The organism is Acinetobacter sp. KH_038 (genome assembly GCF_057839405.1).
Window position 1 is genome coordinate 270,294 of the sequence record NZ_CM174489.1, and the last position, 19,582, is coordinate 289,875.

Here is a 19,582-nt window from a genome sequence, read left to right on the forward strand (position 1 = left end):
CGCAGAAACATGAGAGATGAATACCTCCTGCCTCAAACAGTTGCGAATGAATTTGTCACGTAATTCAAAATCAGAAAAATATATACAGACAAATCATCTTATTTTTCTGATACGAAAGACTTACTCAGCACCATCTGGAACAAAGACATAACCCACACCCCAAACGGTCTGGATATAACGCGCACGTGCCGGGTTTTCCTCAACCAGACGACGTAAACGTGACACCTGAACATCAATAGAACGTTCCATGGCACCCCATTCACGGCCACGCGCCAGATTCATCAGCTTGTCACGGGTTAGCGGTTCACGTGGATGCTGAACCAGTGCTTTTAATACTGCAAATTCACCTGTGGTTAGAGTCACGACTTGACCTTCACGGGTCAGGGTGCGGGTAGACAGATCCAGTGACCACGGGCCAAATGACACCACTTCCATTTGCTGGCTTGGTGCACCCGGTACTTCACGCACCTGACGGCGCAATACCGCACGAATACGTGCCAGTAATTCATTCGGATTAAATGGTTTTGGCAGGTAATCGTCGGCACCTGCTTCCAGACCGGCAATACGGTCAGAATCGCTACCACGTGCGGTTAGCATAATGATTGGTGTGTCGATATTGGACTGGCGTAAACGACGACAGATACTCAGGCCATCTTCAACAGGCAGCATAAAGTCGAGCACGATCAGAGAGAACAGTTCCCGCTGTAAAAGACGATCCATCTGGGTGGCATCATGTGCAGTTTTGACCACAAAGCCTTTATCTTCGAGGAAACGCTGTAACAGGGTACGTAGACGAACATCATCATCAACAACCAAGATGCGTTCGACTCGGTCTGTGTCGCTATGTACGGCATCGGCTTTTTCAGCAGGTACAACTAAACTCATGAGATGCTCCTTTATTCTTTATTATCGTCATAAACAAAAAATGAAATATGCTTTGAGTATACGATTCATTGATATTAATTGACTATGCTCTAAAGCACCAAATATTGCAGTTAAAATCAAGACATAGATACCAAATATATACATCTAAATGGACAAAAAATATGATTTGCAGCGAGATAAAAAGCAAACTTCATGCAAACTATATTCAGAAAAGCTGAAAACTGTTGCACTTCATAATATAAAGTTAAGACAAATTAATAAAAACAATGGTGGATTTTATAGACCTGGTCTTTATAATCATGCCATTTAGTACTTATCCTTGTGGGATCAAACACGATGACTGACTTAGTTCAGCAGTTGGCAAAAGAACTTGCCGTACGTCCAAACCAAGTTGAAGCTGCCATCAAGCTTATTGATGAGGGTGCCAGTGTTCCTTTTATTGCACGTTACCGTAAAGAAGTAACGCAAGGCTTAGACGATACGCAATTACGTCAACTCGATACGCGTCTATCATACTTGCGTGATTTGTATGAGCGCCGTGACAAGGTGATTGAATCACTCAAAGAACAAGATAAATTGTCTGATGACTTATTGGCGCGCGTGAATGCAGCGGAAACCAAAAATGCATTGGAAGAAATTTACGCGCCGTACCGTCCAAAACGTACCAGCAAATCATTCAAGGCCAAAGAAGCCGGTTTAGGTCCGATTGCCGAGAAAATCTTTGCCGAAGCGGTAGATCCAGCAGAAGCGCTGGCCGGTTTTAGCCATGAAGATTATCCGGATACAGAAAGCCAGCTTGATGCGATCCAGCACATCCTGATTGATGACTGGGCGCAAAATATTGCATTGACCACTGAACTGAAAGCTACTTTTGCCAAAACTGCAGTGCTGAAAAGTCTGGTTGCGAGTGAAGAGAAAAAAGAAGTTGGCAAAAAATTCCGCGATTATTTCGATTTCTCTGAAAACCTGAACAAAGTGCCTTCACATCGTTTACTGGCGATGCTGCGTGGCCGTCAAGAAAACGTCTTGGGCCTGAAGGTTGATGGCGAGGATGCTGCACCATTGGTGCGCATTGAGACTGAATACAATTTAGAAACGATTCAGCCGCAAGCCCGTCAGGATTTCCTGAAGCAAACTGCAAAACTGTTCTGGCTCGGCAAAGTCCGTCCAAGCATTGAACATTCATTGCTGACTGAAAAACGTCTGGCTGCTGAAACAGAAGCCATGAACGTATTTGCAGAAAACTTGCGTCATTTGTTACTTTCTGCACCGGCAGGCGCACGTACCACGCTAGGTGTAGACCCGGGCATCCGTACCGGCGTAAAACTGGCGGTGGTGAATGCATCCGGCGATGTGCTGGCACACAGCACGATTTATCCATTTGCACCTAAAGATGATAAGGCAGGTTCACTGACTGAGCTGGCACGTTTATGCCGCGAGTTCAATGTTGACCTGATTGCAGTGGGCAATGGCACAGCAAGCCGTGAAACTGAAGCGCTTGTTGCTGAAATGATGGCGGCGAACAGCGATCTTAAACTGACGCGTGTTTCTGTATCTGAAGCAGGTGCATCGGTTTATTCTGCTTCTGAACTGGCATCTCAAGAACTGCCTGAACTGGATGTTTCGATTCGTGGTGCAGTTTCGATTGCACGCCGTTTGCAGGATCCATTGGCTGAACTGGTGAAAATCGATCCGAAATCGATTGGTGTGGGTCAGTATCAACATGATGTAAACCAGACCGGTCTGGCAAAAACTCTTGAAGCCGTGGTAGAAGACTGTGTCAACTCGGTCGGTGTCGATGTCAATACGGCATCTGCTGCGATTCTGGGTTATATCGCCGGTCTGAACAAATCGATTGCCCAGCAAATTGTGGAATTCCGTAAGGAAAATGGCCGTTTTGATAACCGCCAGTCCTTGAAAAAAGTACCACGTTTAGGTGAGCGTACTTTTGAGCAGGCTGCAGGCTTCTTGCGTATTCAGGATGGTACAGAGCCACTCGATGCTTCTGCAGTACATCCAGAATCGTATGCTTTGGTCAGTAAAATTGTTGAAGCGAAAGCAACGACTGTAAAAGACATCATTGGCAATACTGAAATCATTCGTCAGGTCAATGCTGAAGAATTTGCAGATGAGCAATTCGGTCTGCCGACCATTCAAGACGTATTGGCTGAACTGGAGAAACCGGGCCGTGACCCGCGTCCAGAATTCCGTACCGCGAAGTTCCGTGATGACATTACTGAAGTTGCGCAATTGTCTGAAGGCATGCAGCTAGAAGGCGTAGTGACCAATGTCACTAACTTCGGTGCATTTGTCGATGTCGGTGTACATCAAGACGGTTTGGTGCATATTTCTGAACTTGCCAATGAATTTGTCGCTGATCCGCATAAAGTGGTGAAACCGGGTCAAATCGTGCAAGTGCGTGTCTTGAATGTCGATGCTGAACGTAACCGCGTGAATTTATCGATGCGTCCTGAAGGTTCTGAAGCGCCAGCAAAAGCACCACGTCAGCCACGCCGTGAAAACAATGAACAGCGCGGTGAGCGTAAGCCTCAAGGCAAACGTCCACAACAAGCACGTCCGCAAGGTGAGCGTCCTCAGGGCAAGAAACCGCAAGCGGCTAAACCACAAGAGCAAAAAATTGGTGGTTTGGGTGCGTTATTACTTCAAGCAGGGATTAAAGGTTCGAAATAATCTTTAATTGCTAAAAGAAAACCTCCCGATTGGGAGGTTTTTTATATCTGATGTTTAGGAGTTAATCATCGGTACAATCCAGCTGGTAATGATCAGCAAAATACCCAGATGTCCCATTTTTCGTGTGACATACACCAGTTTCGACGGTGGCTGTTCCAGTCGTTTTGCATATTCTTCCATGGTAATGCCTTGTTTGCCTTTACTGGTCAATAAAAATACGCCCAAGTCAATACAGATCAGAATCGTACCAATATCGGCTACCAGTTCCATCAGAACAAAATCTTGGGTATAGAGTGCCATGCTCACGCTGTAGATCAGATAAGCGGCAAAGGCCAGACACAGGTATTGCAGGACCACTAAAAACTTCTGCATAAATCTCAACAGTTCACAAAATGAAAGTAATTATACAAATAATCGGGCACTCGCGGCCAATTACAAGCTCTGCATCACTTCAGCAAAATTCTGCTTCTCGACCAGTTCCAGAAATTCATCGCCTAAACGCTGACTTTCAGCAATACAGGCTTTCCAGAATTTGATCCGCTCCGCCTGATCTAAGCCCTTCAAGGTGAAATCCTTACGGTCAGGCAAACGGCCTAAAGGCAGACTTTGCAAATAGTCCTGCGATGGTGAAAGCAGCAAGGTGCGGGATTGATTCTCCGGATTGGCAGTACGTTTAAATAACTTGTCAAACCAGCCCGGAGTAATGCTGTCAGTAAAATGCGGATACAGCACAATGCCTTTGCTCTGGAAGGGCAGGTCAATATGATAATCAATCAGACCGCCATCCCGATAATAACCCTGTGGTGCATCCGGAATGTCGCGCATTGCCGCCATGACCCCCGGAATAGATGCCGATGCCATTAACCAGGACAACACACTTTGTTTGGTCAGGGCGTGATAATGCGTGGTAAAACCGTCTTCGGCAATTTTAAACTGTTCACCACTGACCGGCTGACTAATCACACGCTGCATAAAGTGACGGCTGTGTTTACGTGCAACAGCAGTGGTACCAATAATACCTGCAACTGAAGCCAGTAAAGGTAGTGCCTTGTCACTCTGGAAAATATGCTGGGCTTTAATCGAAATCACTGCAAGATGGTAATCAGGATGCTGAATCAATTCAGCTTCTTTGCCCTGTACCAGATCCAGCAGCATGCCACGGCAAACTTCACTGACCTCCTGGCGGGTCATTTTCTTGTGAAAGAAGAGATTGGTATAAAGTTCTGCCAGACGCTCAGTACCTGTTTTGGCCCCCCAGGCAGTGACACTGGCAAAGCGCCAGCTACCGATGGATGAGCCCACCAGCGTACGCCGTTGTGGCGCACGGGGGAAAAACTCGCCAAAAATGGCTTGATCCAGACCCTGAATGCCGATGCCTTTCGGGCCACCCGCAGCACCGGGGACGATATCGACCTGTTCGGGTTGCAAACCTTCTTTCAGAATCAGCTCACGTGCCAGATGACCGGCACGAATGGTCAGCGCAGGCGCACGTTTTTGTAAAATCTGTAGCATGGTCTAACCCAGAGCAGCCAAATGTGTGCTTATTTTAAGCGATGCGGGTTTAGACCCAATGGCGAGAATGACCCAAAGGTGACTTTGCAGTCACCCTGATCTTTCAGAGATAAAAAAGCCTGAACTTGCTCAGGCCTTGATTTACTCAACTTGCTTATTTTGCGATGCGCCATACAGCCAGCACACTGGCCAGTACAATCAGAATGACCGACACAAACCATGGCGAGATAATTGCAATCGACAGCAGAATTGCCATGATGCTGCCAAACATCCAGCTACGTTTTTGCTGATGCTCCATTTGCAGGCGCATGCTTTGCAATTCATTCAGCTGTTTGGCATGCCAGGCTGACTGGTTTTTCAGGCCGTTCAGGCTGTCAATCATCAGGGTCGGTAGATCCTGCGCACCCAAGAGCAGATCTGGAATTTTCTGTCCCAGTTCTTTCAGGTTTTTCTGCGGATTCATCTGCGCCTTGATCCAGTCGGTCAGGATCGGTTTGGCCAGACTCCAGATATCCAGTTCCGGATACAGGTCAGTGCCTAGACCTTCGACATGCACTAAGGTTTTGAGTAACAGCATCAGTTGCGGTGGAATTTCCAGATGGAAGCGGCGCGCAATGTCCATCACTTCGATCAGAATGCCAGCAAAATCCAGCTCATGCATCGGTTTAGAGACCATTGGCCCGACACTACGGCGCATTTCCCGTGCCAAGGCATCCTGATCGGTGCCTGGTGGAATCCAGCCGGCCTGATGTACCACCTGAATCAGCTGCATAAAGTCGCTGTTCATGACCGCCAGCAGCATGCGTGCCACCGTCATCTGGTCATGTTTGGACAGCTCGCCCATAATCGCGCAGTCCAGTGCGATAAAGCGCGGATTGCCCGGATTGATGGTTTCAACAAAGACATTGCCCGGATGCATGTCGGCATGGAAGAAGTTATCGCGAAACACCTGGGTAAAGAAGATGGTCAGGCCTTTACGCGCCAGATCGGCACGATCCATGCCGAGTCGGTCAAAGGTCGCGATATCTGAAATCGGTACTCCGGTAATGCGCTCCGCCACCAGCACATCTTTGCTGTCCATATACACTTCCGGCACGTACATCATGCTCGAGCCGGTAAAGTGGTGGCGCATGCGGCGGGTATTGTCCGCTTCCAGGGTCAGATCCAGCTCATTTAAAATGATCTGGCGATAATCCTGAATAATTTCAGATAAATGTAAGGCACGCGCCGCTTCAAGACGTTTTTCCAGAAAGTCCCCCAGCCATTGCAGAATTTCAAAATCCTGCAAAATCTGCTGGCGAATATTCGGACGGGTCACCTTGACCACCACTTCACGGCCATCATGCAGGGCAGCGGTATGAACCTGTGCAATCGAGGCAGCAGCCAGAGGCTGGGTGTCAAAACGGGCAAACAGGGTATTTACATCGGCTTTCAGGGATTCCTGAATGCGCATCTTGGCCACGTCATTGTCAAAGGGCTTGACCTGATCTTGGAGCAAGACCAGTTGCTGTAACAGTTCAGGTGCAATCAGGTCGCGACGTGTAGAAAGTAACTGGCCCATTTTAATGGCCAGCGGACCCATTTCCTCTAAAGCCAGTTTTAGCTTGAGCGGGTTTTTACGTTCACGACTGGACCAGGCCGCCGGATGCATGCGGATCAGAGACAGAATATGCCGGGCTTTTTCTGGTAATTCTTCCGCAGGAAACAACGTGTCGAGTCGATAGTGCGCGGCGATGCGCCAAAGTTCGAGTAAACGTGAAACATGCGGAATCATAAAGCGGCGTACCTAGTCTTGAGTAGAGTGATTTGAAGCATCGATCTGGGCCTGAAGCTGCTGGATTTTCGCTTCAACCCGATCTAGATTTTGATTCAGGATCCGGGTGTCCTGATTCAGGTCATCCATTTGCCAGCGTGGGGCAAACAGACCACTGTCTTCTTTTAGGGCATCTTCGGCAAAGAACAGCTGGCTTTGCAAGGTGCGTTTCAGTTGCTGAGGGAGCAGTTGCAATTTGCCAATTTCATGCGCCAGTGCAGGGCCAATCCAGGGGCTTAAATGCGCCGCCAGATCCAGCTCGGCCTGTTGCATGATGCGCTGGATTTCCTGCAATAACTTGTAGTCGCCTTGCAATGGAATATTGCCGACTTCATCGGACAGCAGCAGCTTGAGTAATTCCACCACATTGCTGACCTGCAAGATTGCAGTCGCTTCAGTCGTTGTAGATGCGCCAGAATCAAAGGGACGCTGTTCAAACACTGACGGTGTTTCGCTATGACCTGTTGCCGTGGGTTCCAGACGAAGCTTGCCTTCATCAAAAAACACATCAACCGAAAGCTGCGGTGAGGCAATCACCACCCGCAGCATTTTACCGGATAAGGCATTGAACTGGATGCGGGTAATTGCATCCAGATCAATCATATGATGAATCACGCGTTCAACAGCACCGAGTGCCAGAATTGACCACATAGGGAATGAACCTTAAAGTTTAAAACCGCGGTGAACTGCCACAATGCCGCCAGTCAGGTTGTGATAATCACAATTCTGGAAGCCGGCATTTTCCATCATGCCTTTCAGGGTGCGCTGGTCTGGATGCATACGGATCGATTCGGCCAGGTATTTATAACTTTCAGAATCGTTGGCGATGATTTTACCCATGATTGGCAAGGCTGTGAACGAATACAGGTCATATAGCTTAGAGAATGGCTCAAACACCGGTTTAGAGAATTCCAGTACCAGTAAACGGCCACCTGGCTTCAACACGCGGTACATCGATGCAAGTGCGGCATCTTTATCGGTCACGTTACGCAGGCCAAAAGAAATGGTCAAAAGATCAAAGCTGTTGTCTGCAAATGGCTCTAGAGTTTCGGCATTGGCCAGTACGAAATCGACATTGGTACAGCCGGCATCGATCAGACGGTCACGACCGACATTCAGCATTGACTCGTTAATATCAGACAGCACCACATGACCGGTCGGGCCCACTTCACGGCTAAAGACTTTGGCCAGATCACCGGTACCGCCGGCGATATCCAGCACATGCTGGCCACGGCGTACACCCGACATATTGATTGCAAAACGTTTCCACAGACGGTGAATACCGAAAGACATCAGGTCATTCATGATGTCGTATTTGCTGGCGACAGAATGGAAAACTTCTGCGACTTTTTGGGCTTTTTCTTCGCTGTTTACCGTCTGATAGCCAAAGTGCGTGGTTGCGCCGACATTGCCGGTACTGGCACCACGTGGCAGGTTATATTTTGGCACCGAGCCTGTTACCGGGGTGTCGGTCAGACGTTGTTCGAGAGATTGTTGCTGACCTTGCGGTGTACCCTGTGGAAGAGGTTCAGTTAAGAATGGGCTCACTTTGTCTGTCTGTTGTGCCGACTCAGGGGTAGGGGTAGGCGTTGTATTTTCATTCGACATTGGAGTCACTCCTAACATATCAATCGGGTTAATCTTGCATTGTCTGCATCATGACAGATTCTAAAGGCTTATTCAGCAATCATGATGCAATTGTTATGAATAATATACAGAAAAATGCACGCTTGTCAGAAATACTGTACTGCTATTTATTGAAACGGTAATGCATCGCCAGAGTGTACTTTATCAATAATCTGGCGTTCGGTTGCAGTAAATTCACGAACAAATTTTTCTGCCGATTTGAGTGGCTTCATCGCCAGGAAACCATCCTGCATAAACTCATACATCACCTGAAAATTATATTTATGTGCTGCGCCCTTACACATTTTGAAGGCCGCATAAACCATAAAGGAACGCATGTATTTATCCAGGCTCATGCCGAGCTGATCGAGCAGATCCAGCTGTTTCAAGCGGGCCTCGCCTTGATCCAGTTTTAAATAGGTCAGGCGCATCATCTCATCGGTCAGTGGTTCATGTGGATGATAATCCTGTAATAGCTGAATCGCGACCTGTTCATCCAGCTGTACTGCCAGAATCGCCAGCTCCACACCCAAGGTGCCGGTTTTAATGGCATTTTCCGGAATGACTTTTTCTGCCTTATGCGCATATTTCATCAGCCGGGCAATCTGTTCTGCCAGTGCATCAAATTCGGCACCACCATAGAGACGGTTCAGGAAATATTCGGACATCAGCTGATTGGCTTTTTCCGCAAAATGCGCCTGATGGGTTCGCTGCATGCGAACTTTCTGCCAGGCCTGTACATCCTGCAAACGGCTCAGAATGTCCGGTCGGGTATGATAACCCAGCTGATAATAATGCTCTAACAGATCATCGAGAACGGCAAGTTTGGACATGAGGCTTCAATTATAGTTTGAGGATGCAAGAATCTTAGAGGCTGGCGCACAATCCTGCTATGACAAATTGAACAGAGATCGGACATTTGTAGGTCAATCTGTTGTTTAAATAGCCAATTTAATCGTGTGAAAAACGTTGCCAAAGCTATTTTTGCGCCAAAACTCATCGTTATACTGCATATAAAATAAAAGATCAGGGTTGAAGACAGATATGGCACAACCACAATTTCAGTTAATGGATGAAGATCAGTTATCGGTCGAGCTGATTGATGCCCAGTATGATTTAAAAAAAACACGCGGCCGCAAAAATGCCAAAAGTCTGTTGATTCTGGTCAACGGAATTGAGCTGGCCGGTAAGGGTGAAGCGGTCAAGCAGCTACGCGAATGGGTCGATCCGCGTTATTTGCGTGTGAAAGCGGATGCACCGCAAGTGGCCGGACCGAAACAGACCTTGTGGCAGCCTTATGCGCATTTCATTCCGGCCGAAGGGCAGATTATGGTGCTGTTTGGTAACTGGTACAGCGATTTGCTGAGCAGTGCCATGCATGCTTCAGAACCGATCACGCATGCGCAGTTTGATGCCTATCTGGAAGAGATGCAGGCCTTTGAACAGGATCTGAAAAACAATCATGTCGATGTGGTCAAGGTCTGGTTCGACCTGTCCTGGAAAGCCTTGCAGAAACGGCTGGATGCCATGGATCCGAGTGATGCGCACTGGCATCAGCTGCATGGTCTGGACTGGCGCGACAGAAAAAAATACGACACCTTGCAGCGCTTGCGCCAGCATTTTACCGAGGACTGGTTCATTATTGATGGCGAAGATGAACAGCAGCGTGACCAGCAATTTGCCCAGCATATTCTCGGTGCTCTCAAAGATTGTCCCAATCATCCGGCCAGAGCCAGTGGACGATGGAAACAGGCCAAGATTCCCGAGCAGTTAAAACAGCCGTCCGAAACCCGCGCCAAGGCAGAGGATTACAAGCCAGAACTGAAAAAGTTAACAGCTAAGGTGGCCAAGGCCATGCGTTCCGATCCGCGTAATGTGGTGATTCTGTTTGAAGGCATGGATGCGGCCGGCAAGGGCGGTGCGATCAAGCGCATTGTAAAAAAACTTGATCCGCGTGAATATGAAATTCATAGCATTGCTGCTCCGGAAAAGTATGAACTCAGCCGGCCCTATCTGTGGCGTTTCTGGACCAAACTGCAAACCGATGATGATATCTGTATTTTTGACCGTTCCTGGTATGGCCGGGTGCTGGTGGAACGGGTAGAGGGCTTTGCCAGTGCTGTCGAATGGCAACGTGCTTATGCGGAAATCAACCGTTTTGAACAGAGTCTGGTCAAGCATCAGACTGTGGTGATCAAGCTATGGCTGGCCATTTCCAAAGATGAACAGGCCGCACGTTTCAAGGCGCGTGAAGAGACGCCACATAAACGCTTTAAAATTACTGAAGAAGACTGGCGTAACCGGGAACGCTGGGATGATTATCTGAAAGCGGCAGCTGACATGTTTGAGCATACCTCGACCGACTATGCACCCTGGCATATTATTGCGACTGACGATAAAAATACGGCACGGGTAGAAGTATTAAAGGCCATTTTAAAACAGCTTCAGGCAGAATGATCTGCCTGAAGTGAGAGTATCTAGAGAGCTGAAAAAATTCAGCTCACGCAGATTTTAACCTTGTGCTACCTGTTTTTGCTGGATATTTTTAGCCGCACGGTAGCATTCCTCTACATGTGCTTCAGCAATCTTTTTCATGACAAAATAGCCCAGACTTGCTGCCACCAGTTGACCACCCAGCGGAATGAATTTTGTGACTTGCTTTGTGATCACTTTCGCTGCAACATTGTTCAAAGATTTTTTGACAGCAGTACGCGCCACCACCAGACCGGAAAATTCTACGCCGCGTTTGCGCAGCTCATTCCAGTGTACCTGACGGGTTTTTGGATCATAGACACTGATCTGGTCAGGCGCCAGACCGAAGCGGGCATTGATCTCGGGAATCAATTGCGACAAGATACCGATATCGATGACCACGTCCATAAACGGCACTGGAATAACCGCAGCACCGGCAGAATAATAGGCGCGTTTTTTGGTGAGTTCCAGGCACTCGGCGCGGATTTGTTCCAAATCTAGGCTTGGATCGAGACGTTCAGGAATTTTATCTAATTTCATGGGCACTACCTAAGCTCTATGTTGTTTTTTTCTATTCAAGCATCATTAAGATGCTTTTTTCAAAGAAATTTTTCGACTGAAGTGTGGTTTTAAGGTGTCATACGGCGTTCGAGATGTATAGTAACTAATCTTTATCATTTTGTAGTGAAACACGTTCAGCAGTTCAGGGGAAACAATGGCAATCCATGTTATTCAGAGTCAACGCATTGATGTGCTTTTGGATAGTATGTTGCGTATTGTCAATCAAACTGCCCAGCATCCGTTTGAGGTATTACAGACCCGGTATTTTATTGTGCCTTCTCCAGCCGTAGAAAGCTGGCTGACCCAGAAGATTGCCGAGAAAAAAGGCATCAGTGCCAATAGCCAGTTTCATCACCGGATCCGTGCCTTTCAATGGACTTCCTATCAATGGGTGCTGAATGCTCCCAAGGAAGTGGAACAGGTGCGGGAAGCCAATATTCCACGCATTATCATCAAATGGCGGGTGTTTCAGGCGCTGCGCAAATGCATTCTGCCCGAACAGATTCCACTCGAGGTCGATCATCCGCTGTATCCGATTGTAAAGCGCATTTATGACAGTGCCGACCGGCTGGAGCAGAGTACAGAAAAACAGCTGAAAAAACAGAGCATGCTGTACTGGGTGGCCGAGCAGGTGTCGCGCTTGTTCAGCCATTATATGGATTATCGTGGCTATTGTGCCCGCAACTGTCCGCCGCAAAGCTGTAGCTGTCCCAGCAACTGGCTTGAGGCTTGGGGACAGGATATTGCGCTGGATATCGAGCAGATGATTTATAGCCCCAAAGATGAAAATGGTCACGAGATGCAGGTGGCCGATTTCGTCAAAATTCAGGCGCGTGAGCTGGAAGCCTGGCAGCGCTGGTTGTGGCAGCATGTATTTCAGGATGACTATGCCAAAATCCTGGAAATTGAACGCCTGTATTGGCAGCGGCTGGAGAATCCGGAAACCCGCAGCGAAGCGCTGAAACGCTTGCCGGCACAGATCGTGGTATTTAGCCTGCTGGAACTTCCGCCCAGCCAGCTGGACTTTTTACGCCGTCTGGGTCAGTACATAGACATTTATATCTTTCATTTTAACCCCTCGCAGGAATACTGGGCCGACAGTGTCGATCCGGACTGGAAAGCCCGATTTGATCTGCAACGGGAAGAGCGTTTTATTCAGCGCTTTGAAAAAACCCGCCAGCGTAAACCGAATGATGCCGAGCTGCGAGAGTTTAGAATTAAGCAGCTCAACTTTAATGCCGAAGATCGTGAATCGCGGCATCCGCTGCTGACCCGGTTTGGCAAGCAGGCGCGTGATCATTTTTCTTTACTCTCCAAACTGTCTTCGGGGGAAGAAGGTCTTTGGGCCGATGTCTTTGTCGATGAATATCAGGATAAACTGCTGGCCAAAATCCAGTCAGATATCCTGTATTTACTAGAACCTGAACAGCATCAATATGCTTTGAATCCAGCCGATGATTCGGTACAGATTCATGTCTGTCATTCCTCATTGCGTCAGCTGGAAGTACTCAAAGAACAGGTGATTCACTGGCTGGCACAAGGCACGGAACAGGAGCCACGGCAACCAAGCGACATTCTGGTGCTGAGTCCGAATCTGAAAGAACTGGAACCGGCAATTCGCAGTGTCTTTGCCCCGCCACCCCGTGAGCGCGAGATTGGCAGTAAACGCCTGCAAAAAGATAACCTGTATTTACCGATCCAGATTGCCGGAGTGTCGCGTCTGGATGTCAGCAATGCCTGGCGCGCGGTATTGGGCCGGATTCAATGGGTACGTGGTCGTTTTAGTATCGAAGATTTTGCCGACTGGCTGAGTTTAAATGCTACCCAGCAACGGTATGCGCTGGAATATAGCCAGGTAGAGCGAATGTTGGCACTGCTCGGTGATGCCGGTTTCAAGCGTGGTCTGGATCAGCAGCATTTGCAGCAAAGCCTGAGTGCAGGTGATGAAGACTACCGTTTCAGTTTTAAGTTTGCGCTAGACCGTCTGGCTTTGGGTCTGGCGGTTCCTGAACATACGCTGTTTGAAAATACCTTGAGTTATGCCAAGGTTCTGACCAGTGATTTCCCGTTGATTTCAACCCTGATCCAGATTTATCAGGATCTGGTGCAGCGCCGTGACTGGCTGACTTTGCATGAAACCGGACAGCGCACACCGGTAAAAACCTGGCTGGAATATTTGCGGGCTGACCTGAATGAGTTTCGTGAGGCCGGGGTAGAATCGCTCAAAACCGTGGCCGAGATTATTGACAAGCAGATGCGTATGCTGACCCTGGCCGATTATCATGAGCAGGACGATCCGCATGCCAGTCAGGAACTGGTGGCGCTGAGTCTGCCTCTGCCTTATGTGCTGGAAGAAATTCAGAATACTCTGGAGATGCAGCTGGATCAGGCCGAGCCGACCGGACAGATTACCTTTAGCCAGATTGGCCAGATCCGTCCATTGCCTTATAAACTGGTGGTGATGCTGAATCTGGATAGCGGTAAATTTCCAAGCCGGAATCAGCAGGTGCCGTTTGACCTGATGCGCAGCCTGAAGCCGCAACTCGGTGACCGTTCCCGTCTGGATGACGAGCAGGGGGCTTTTCTGGATGCCTTGCTACTGGCGCAGGACAATTTATGGCTGTTCTATAATGGCTTTGATCTGGACGATGGCGAGGCCCGCGATCCCTCCACTGCCTTGCAGGAACTGATTCAGCATATCGCGCTGATCTGTCAGTCCGAGCAGCCGGATGCCGAGGTCGATCCGGTGGTGGACATCAACGGGCTTTCGGTCGCCCAGCATATCCGGCAGCTGTATCATGTACATCCCTTGCAGCCTTTCGATCCTGCCGGATTTGCAGATGCGCAAACACCGCGTTATCAGGACCAGTGGTTTGCGGTGGCAGAATATATTCGAAGTGCCGAAGGCAAGCGCAGCAGCTGGATCAATACGCATTATCCGGCAGTTGAACAAAAAGAACTTCGGGTGCTAAAAGGTGATGAATGGATTCGGGATATGATTTTCCCGGCACGGCTGTTTCTGAAAAGTGTCGGAATTTCCACGATTCGCTATGCAGATTTGCCAAGTTCACGAGAACCTTTGTTATTAAACAAGCTGGAACAGTATCAGGTACGGGATTTCCTGTTGCAACAGGAGCAGCAGATTGAGCCGAGACTGATGCTGGACCGTTTGCCGGTGGGTAAAACCCAGCAAGCCACCTGGCTCGGCAGTCAGCAGGAACAGCAACTTTTACAGGAGCGTTTGCTGCAACTCGGTAAAGAGCTTACGGCTGTGACTCAGCAGTCGCTACAGTTTAATCCTGAACTGATCATCCATATTAATGTGCCCAAAGTCCCGCACAGCAGTTACTGGTTAAGCATGCAATCTTCTTCGGCCTCGGAAAAACGTCGTGCCCAGGTCTGGCTGGAATATCTGTTGTGGCTGGCTTACTTCAATGATGATGTGCGCTCACCGCAACTGGAACGTATTGTGATTTTCAGTAATAAGACCCTGAAATTTTCTGGGTTGAGCTCAGGTAAAGCGCGTGAGTATTTACAGTTCTGGTTAAAAGCCTGGGAAATCGGACAAAAGCAGCCACTGGTGTTGCCGGCAGAATTGTTGATGAAAAAAGACTGGCAGTGGGCTGAAAATGAACAGGGTGAAATGACGATTGTAGAAATGCCGGAACTGCTAAAAGCCTGGAACAATAGCTATGAGAGTGCCAAGCCTCTGGCTTCGGATGAGTCCAGTCTGTTGCATCAGGACTGGCAGTTTATTTTACAGGATCAGGACCCGGATCTGGCCTTGCAGCGCTGTTGTCATGACTTTGCTCATGCCCTGTATGCACCGATTCATCAACATCTGGAATGGGTGAAATAGCCGCATGACCGTCTTAAAACAGCAGATGCAAAAAGCCATTTCGACCAATCCGATCCAGGACATGAAGTTTCGGGGCTTACACTGGATTGAAGCCTCGGCAGGTACAGGCAAGACCTATACCTTGTCCAGTCTGATGGTACGGATTTTTCTGGATCAATATTATCCGCATCAGGTGATTGCCACCACCTTTACCCGCAAGGCAACCGCTGAACTGAAAAACCGGGTACGGCTACGGGTCGAGGAAACCTTGGCCTATATCCAGCGTCATCAGCAGCTTAATTCGGTGGAAATTGCAGCCAAAATCCAGAGCGAAACAGATCCGTTGTTTCAGCAAGTTTTGAAAGATTATGGCAGTCGCATGGATTATGCCCGCCGCCGTCTACGTCTGGTACTGAACCAGCTGGATGAACTGTTTGTCGGCACTTTGGATAGTTTTAGCCAGAAACTATTACGTGAATTTGCTTTTGAAAGTGGCAAGATTGAACGTGCAGAACTGACCGAAGATCAGGATCTGTATATCCAGCAGCTGATTCATGATGTGCTGCGTGACTGGATTCAGCAGCAACCGCAATATCTGGTCAATCATCTCTATGTCCAGAATCTGCTGAAACCGGTGGAACATTATACCGGACTGGTGCGTGATGCCCTGAACTTCAGCAAGCAGCATTTCCAGAAAGTTGAGCCGGTCGAATGTGATCTCAGCAAACTAGAAGCCTGTATTCACCAGCTGTCGAATATTCAAGAGCATGATCTAGCCATCATGCGGCGCTATTGTCAGGAAAGTCCAAAGTATTTTCACAAGAGTTTTTTGACCAAGTTAACCGAAGTTTGTGAAAACTTTATGACCTGGAGTGCAGCCCTGCAAACTCAGGGCGGCATGAGTTTCTTTGATGCGGAATTGCAACCGATCTTGTTGAATCTGTGCTATTTACGCCGTAAAAAAACCGATTTCCAGCCGACCACTCAGGTCTTTAACAAAAGCTGTCCGGAAGCCGAACAGCAGCTGATTTTGCAACATGGTCTGATCGTGGCAATTGATGCACTCTGTGAGGTCAAACAGTATCTGGATGAGCAACTGAAACAGCTCACGCTCTATCTGGAATATCATGTGATTCGCAGTGTGCAGACCCGGTTGCCACAAACCCTGCAACAGCAGGGCGAAACCACCTTTTCCCAGCAGATTCGTACACTGGCAGAAGCCTTGCAGGGTCAGCAGGGCCAGCGCTTTGCCCAGTTTGTGCAGGCACGTTATCCGCTGATTCTGGTCGATGAATTTCAGGATACCAATCAGGATCAGGATGATCTGCTGGCCAAGATCTGGCGTGATGCCAACCGGGTGCAAGCCGGCTGCATGATTATGGTTGGCGATCCGAAACAGGCCATTTATGGTTTCCGTGGCGGCGATATGCTGACCTATAACAAGGCGCATGCCGATGTGCTGCGCAAGCAGGGTTGTGAATATACCCTGATGCAGAATCATCGTTCGGTCAAACCGCTGGTGGAAGTCGTAGATGCACTGTTTCAACGCCAGATGGACTTTGGTGAACAGGTGCAGTACACCCTGATTCAGGCCGGCAGCCGGCCACATCCGGATTTAATCGACAGTGGTGCCTGTAATCCGCAGCCGCTACGCTGGATCCAGTTGGGTGAAGCCGATGTAGAAGCCGATCAGGTGGCCTGGAAAATCCGTGCACTACTGAATCAGTCTGCCCAGCAGCAACTGTATTTTCAGCAACAGGACAGTATTCAAAGCCTGAGTGCCGATGATATTGCGGTGCTGGGGTCCAAGCATTATGCGCTGGAACAGGTCAAGCAACGCCTGCAGCGTATGGGCATCCCTTGCTATAAAGAATCCAAACAAAGTGTCTTTGCCAGTGCCATCGCGCAGGATGTGGCGGCGGTTCTGACCGCCATCATGGATCCATTCAATGAAGCCAAAGTCAAACGTGCTTTATTAACCCGTCTGCTGGGTTTCAATCTGAAAAAACTGATTGAATTGCAGGAACAGAGTGATGGACTGAGTCGCTATATCGCTGATCTGGATGCGATTCGGGAAATGTGGTTTGAGAAAGGCTTTTTGACGGCATGGAATTATGCGTTAAACCTGTTTCAGGTCTGGACCCATCTGGTCGCCAGTCAAAGTCTGGACAATGAGCGGGTAGTGGTCAATCTGCGCCATCTGAGCGAAATTCTGAGTCAGCAAAGCGAATATTATCAGGGTGCGCAAAAACTCTATCACTGGTATTTACGTCAGCTCCAGTCGCCTTCAGGCAAGGACAGTGAAAAAGAACGCAAGCTGTCCGGAGATCACGGCGTGCAGCTGATGACCATCCATGCTTCCAAAGGACTGGAATTTAAAGTGGTATTTCTATTGGAGGCAGATGCCGTTGTCGATGTAAATAAAGGCAATCTGAACTTTTCCCTGTCTGCAAATGATCAGGACAATATCCTGCAACAATCCCGGGTGATCGCAGTCAATCATAAGCAGCTGCATGAACAGGCAATTTTACAAAATGCTGCCCGCAATGCAGCGGAAAATCATCGGCTCTGGTATGTGGCGCTGACCCGTGCCAGTCACCGGGTATATGCCATGTTACAAGACCACACGGCGCAGTCCGATTCGGGCCTGGCATTTTGGCGTGGTCAGGGAGATACCCTCTTTGAACATGCTTTAAGTCTGCTGGAATCGCCCTTGGCTCAGGAACCGCAAAGACGGGTTGAACAGTCACAAAACAGTGCCATAGAAATGCAGGCACAACCTTTGCCAGAGCGACAGTTTTATCCGCGAACCAAGACCAGTTTTACTGCATTGTCACAGCACCAGTTACATGCCCATCTCCTGCAGGATGATCTGGTCAATGCGCAGGAACGGCAGGACAGTGCAGCGGATGAAATTCATCTGTCTGGACTGGAACAACAGGCAGCAGTCTTGCCCTTAGACTGGATCAGATTGAATTTTCCTAAAGGCACAGTCGCCGGAACCTTCTTGCACAGTATTTTTGAACATATCAATTTTCAGGACAGCAGTTACTGGAATCTGGAAATTCGCCGCCGATTTAAAAATACCGCGCCGCAAATCTGGCAGGAACTGAAAGATAAATTCGGACAGGCTTTCCCCTTAGCTGCGGTGCTGCAGCAGGCCTTTGCACCACATTATCAGGCTGCAACCGTGAATCTGCGAACCCTGTTTCAGGCGGCAGCTCAAGCAGACTTCAAAGCAGATGAATTGGGGCAGAGCATGCAGCGGGTGCTGTCCAGCCTGAACTATAAAGTACTGACCGGCATTCGCCTGCATGACCAGAGTGAGGCCTATCGACAGCACTGGCGCCAGTTTTTTCAATCGGCACAGCAACTGGACCGCCCGGCCCTGGTGCTATTTTTAAACCAGTTTCAGCGTTATTTTATCGAGCTGGAGGATGACAGCTTTATCCAGTTTTTTGAGCAGGAAATGAGCCAGCTTGTACCTTCTGCAAGTACAGTTCAGCTCGATATAGAAAGCATCCTGCAGACGGCTCTGGATAACTTGATTGATGAAATTAGGGAAGATATTTTACTGAATCTGATGCATGACTGGGTGCATGACATTCTGGCTACCCCGATTCAGAACGATTTTGCTTTGGCCCAACTGGATAATCAACAGTATCTGTCAGAATTTCCGTTCTATCTGTCCCTGACCGATGCACCTTTGCAGATCCGGCAAATCCATCAGCTTTTTCTCGAATATGAGCTTGTCATCAGTGATTTTAATGAAGCCAAATCGGCACGCTATCTGACCGGTTCTATCGATCTGGTGTATTTTGATGGTCAGCGTTACCATATTGCCGATTATAAAAGTAACTTTCTCGGGCCAGATCAACAGCATTATACAGCCGAGGCAATTCAGCAGAATATGAGCCAGTCCAGTTACTGGTTGCAGGCCGCTTTGTATCTGGTGGCCCTGCATCGTTATCTGGGCGCAAATATGCAGGCATATTCAATCCAGCAGCATCTGGGCGGCGCGAGCTATTTATACTTACGCGGCATGAATGGGCAGGCACAGCTGGGGGCTTATCATTGGCAACCAGACATCGAATTCATTGAAAAACTGGATCAAATACTGGGCTATTTTGAGCAGAAAAAAACAGCATAATTTGGCCGTTTAACAAAATATATAGAGATTAAAC

Annotated in this window: 12 protein-coding genes; 4 read left to right on the top strand and 8 right to left on the bottom strand. The window is 48.5% G+C overall.

Translation table 11 applies throughout. The features are described 5' to 3' along the window. Positions 1-120: 120 nt before the first annotated feature. The gene (gene ompR / locus AC3IT7_RS01270; protein WP_280560924.1) at positions 121-885 is read right to left on the bottom strand and encodes an osmolarity response regulator transcription factor OmpR; all 765 of its coding nucleotides are present in this window, start codon (positions 883-885) and stop codon (positions 121-123) included. A gap of 336 nt (positions 886-1,221) precedes the next feature. Between ompR and AC3IT7_RS01275 the strand changes: the two genes are divergently transcribed. Then, on the top strand, positions 1,222-3,576 hold the full coding sequence (locus AC3IT7_RS01275) for a Tex family protein (RefSeq protein WP_489249120.1): 2,355 nt from the start codon (positions 1,222-1,224) through the stop codon (positions 3,574-3,576). 54 nt (positions 3,577-3,630) lie between these two features. Here AC3IT7_RS01275 and AC3IT7_RS01280 read toward each other — a convergent pair whose 3' ends face one another. The 6 genes from AC3IT7_RS01280 to AC3IT7_RS01305 form a co-directional block, all read right to left on the bottom strand. After that, entirely contained in the window at positions 3,631-3,948 is a 318-nt protein-coding gene (locus tag AC3IT7_RS01280; protein ID WP_489249121.1) for a hypothetical protein, read from the bottom strand. A 60-nt stretch (positions 3,949-4,008) separates the two neighbouring features. Then, positions 4,009-5,088, bottom strand: a complete 1,080-nt coding sequence (locus AC3IT7_RS01285; RefSeq protein WP_489249122.1) for a patatin-like phospholipase domain-containing protein — start codon at positions 5,086-5,088, stop codon at positions 4,009-4,011. 154 nt (positions 5,089-5,242) lie between these two features. Next, positions 5,243-6,862, bottom strand: coding sequence for an ABC1 kinase family protein (locus AC3IT7_RS01290; protein WP_489249123.1), 1,620 nt, complete (start codon positions 6,860-6,862; stop codon positions 5,243-5,245). Between the two features lie 12 nt (positions 6,863-6,874). Then, positions 6,875-7,552, bottom strand: coding sequence for a ubiquinone biosynthesis accessory factor UbiJ (locus AC3IT7_RS01295; RefSeq protein WP_489249124.1), 678 nt, complete (start codon positions 7,550-7,552; stop codon positions 6,875-6,877). A 12-nt stretch (positions 7,553-7,564) separates the two neighbouring features. Beyond that, positions 7,565-8,509 carry a bifunctional demethylmenaquinone methyltransferase/2-methoxy-6-polyprenyl-1,4-benzoquinol methylase UbiE gene (ubiE, locus tag AC3IT7_RS01300; RefSeq protein ID WP_159516177.1) on the bottom strand — a complete coding sequence of 315 codons (945 nt, stop codon included), beginning with the start codon at positions 8,507-8,509 and terminating at the stop codon, positions 7,565-7,567. 146 nt (positions 8,510-8,655) lie between these two features. After that, positions 8,656-9,360 (bottom strand): DUF8198 family protein, encoded by a 705-nt coding sequence (locus AC3IT7_RS01305; RefSeq protein WP_489249125.1) that lies wholly within the window; start codon positions 9,358-9,360, stop codon positions 8,656-8,658. 211 nt (positions 9,361-9,571) lie between these two features. Here AC3IT7_RS01305 and pap point away from each other — a divergent pair, with 211 nt between their 5' ends. After that, on the top strand, positions 9,572-10,984 hold the full coding sequence (gene pap, locus AC3IT7_RS01310; RefSeq protein ID WP_489249126.1) for a polyphosphate:AMP phosphotransferase: 1,413 nt from the start codon (positions 9,572-9,574) through the stop codon (positions 10,982-10,984). 54 nt (positions 10,985-11,038) lie between these two features. On the opposite strand, the gene AC3IT7_RS01315 is transcribed toward pap, so the two are convergent. Next, the gene (locus AC3IT7_RS01315; RefSeq protein ID WP_004278581.1) at positions 11,039-11,539 is read right to left on the bottom strand and encodes a hypothetical protein; all 501 of its coding nucleotides are present in this window, start codon (positions 11,537-11,539) and stop codon (positions 11,039-11,041) included. Between the two features lie 175 nt (positions 11,540-11,714). Here AC3IT7_RS01315 and AC3IT7_RS01320 point away from each other — a divergent pair, with 175 nt between their 5' ends. Both AC3IT7_RS01320 and AC3IT7_RS01325 read left to right on the top strand, forming a co-directional pair. After that, a complete protein-coding gene (locus tag AC3IT7_RS01320; protein ID WP_489249127.1) occupies positions 11,715-15,419 on the top strand; it encodes an exodeoxyribonuclease V subunit gamma in 3,705 nt (1,234 codons plus the stop codon). 4 nt (positions 15,420-15,423) lie between these two features. Beyond that, entirely contained in the window at positions 15,424-19,548 is a 4,125-nt protein-coding gene (locus AC3IT7_RS01325; protein ID WP_489249128.1) for a UvrD-helicase domain-containing protein, read from the top strand. The last annotated feature ends 34 nt before the right edge of the window (positions 19,549-19,582 follow it).

Bases quoted from the DNA above. Each gene is read 5' to 3' on its own strand.
- ompR (WP_280560924.1), bottom strand. From the start codon at position 885: ATGAGTTTAGTTGTACCTGCTGAAAAAGCCGATGCCGTACATAGCGAC.
- AC3IT7_RS01275 (WP_489249120.1), top strand. From the start codon at position 1,222: ATGACTGACTTAGTTCAGCAGTTGGCAAAAGAACTTGCCGTACGTCCA.
- AC3IT7_RS01280 (WP_489249121.1), bottom strand. From the start codon at position 3,948: ATGCAGAAGTTTTTAGTGGTCCTGCAATACCTGTGTCTGGCCTTTGCC.
- AC3IT7_RS01285 (WP_489249122.1), bottom strand. From the start codon at position 5,088: ATGCTACAGATTTTACAAAAACGTGCGCCTGCGCTGACCATTCGTGCC.
- AC3IT7_RS01290 (WP_489249123.1), bottom strand. From the start codon at position 6,862: ATGATTCCGCATGTTTCACGTTTACTCGAACTTTGGCGCATCGCCGCG.
- AC3IT7_RS01295 (WP_489249124.1), bottom strand. From the start codon at position 7,552: ATGTGGTCAATTCTGGCACTCGGTGCTGTTGAACGCGTGATTCATCAT.
- ubiE (WP_159516177.1), bottom strand. From the start codon at position 8,509: ATGTCGAATGAAAATACAACGCCTACCCCTACCCCTGAGTCGGCACAA.
- AC3IT7_RS01305 (WP_489249125.1), bottom strand. From the start codon at position 9,360: ATGTCCAAACTTGCCGTTCTCGATGATCTGTTAGAGCATTATTATCAG.
- pap (WP_489249126.1), top strand. From the start codon at position 9,572: ATGGCACAACCACAATTTCAGTTAATGGATGAAGATCAGTTATCGGTC.
- AC3IT7_RS01315 (WP_004278581.1), bottom strand. From the start codon at position 11,539: ATGAAATTAGATAAAATTCCTGAACGTCTCGATCCAAGCCTAGATTTG.
- AC3IT7_RS01320 (WP_489249127.1), top strand. From the start codon at position 11,715: ATGGCAATCCATGTTATTCAGAGTCAACGCATTGATGTGCTTTTGGAT.
- AC3IT7_RS01325 (WP_489249128.1), top strand. From the start codon at position 15,424: ATGACCGTCTTAAAACAGCAGATGCAAAAAGCCATTTCGACCAATCCG.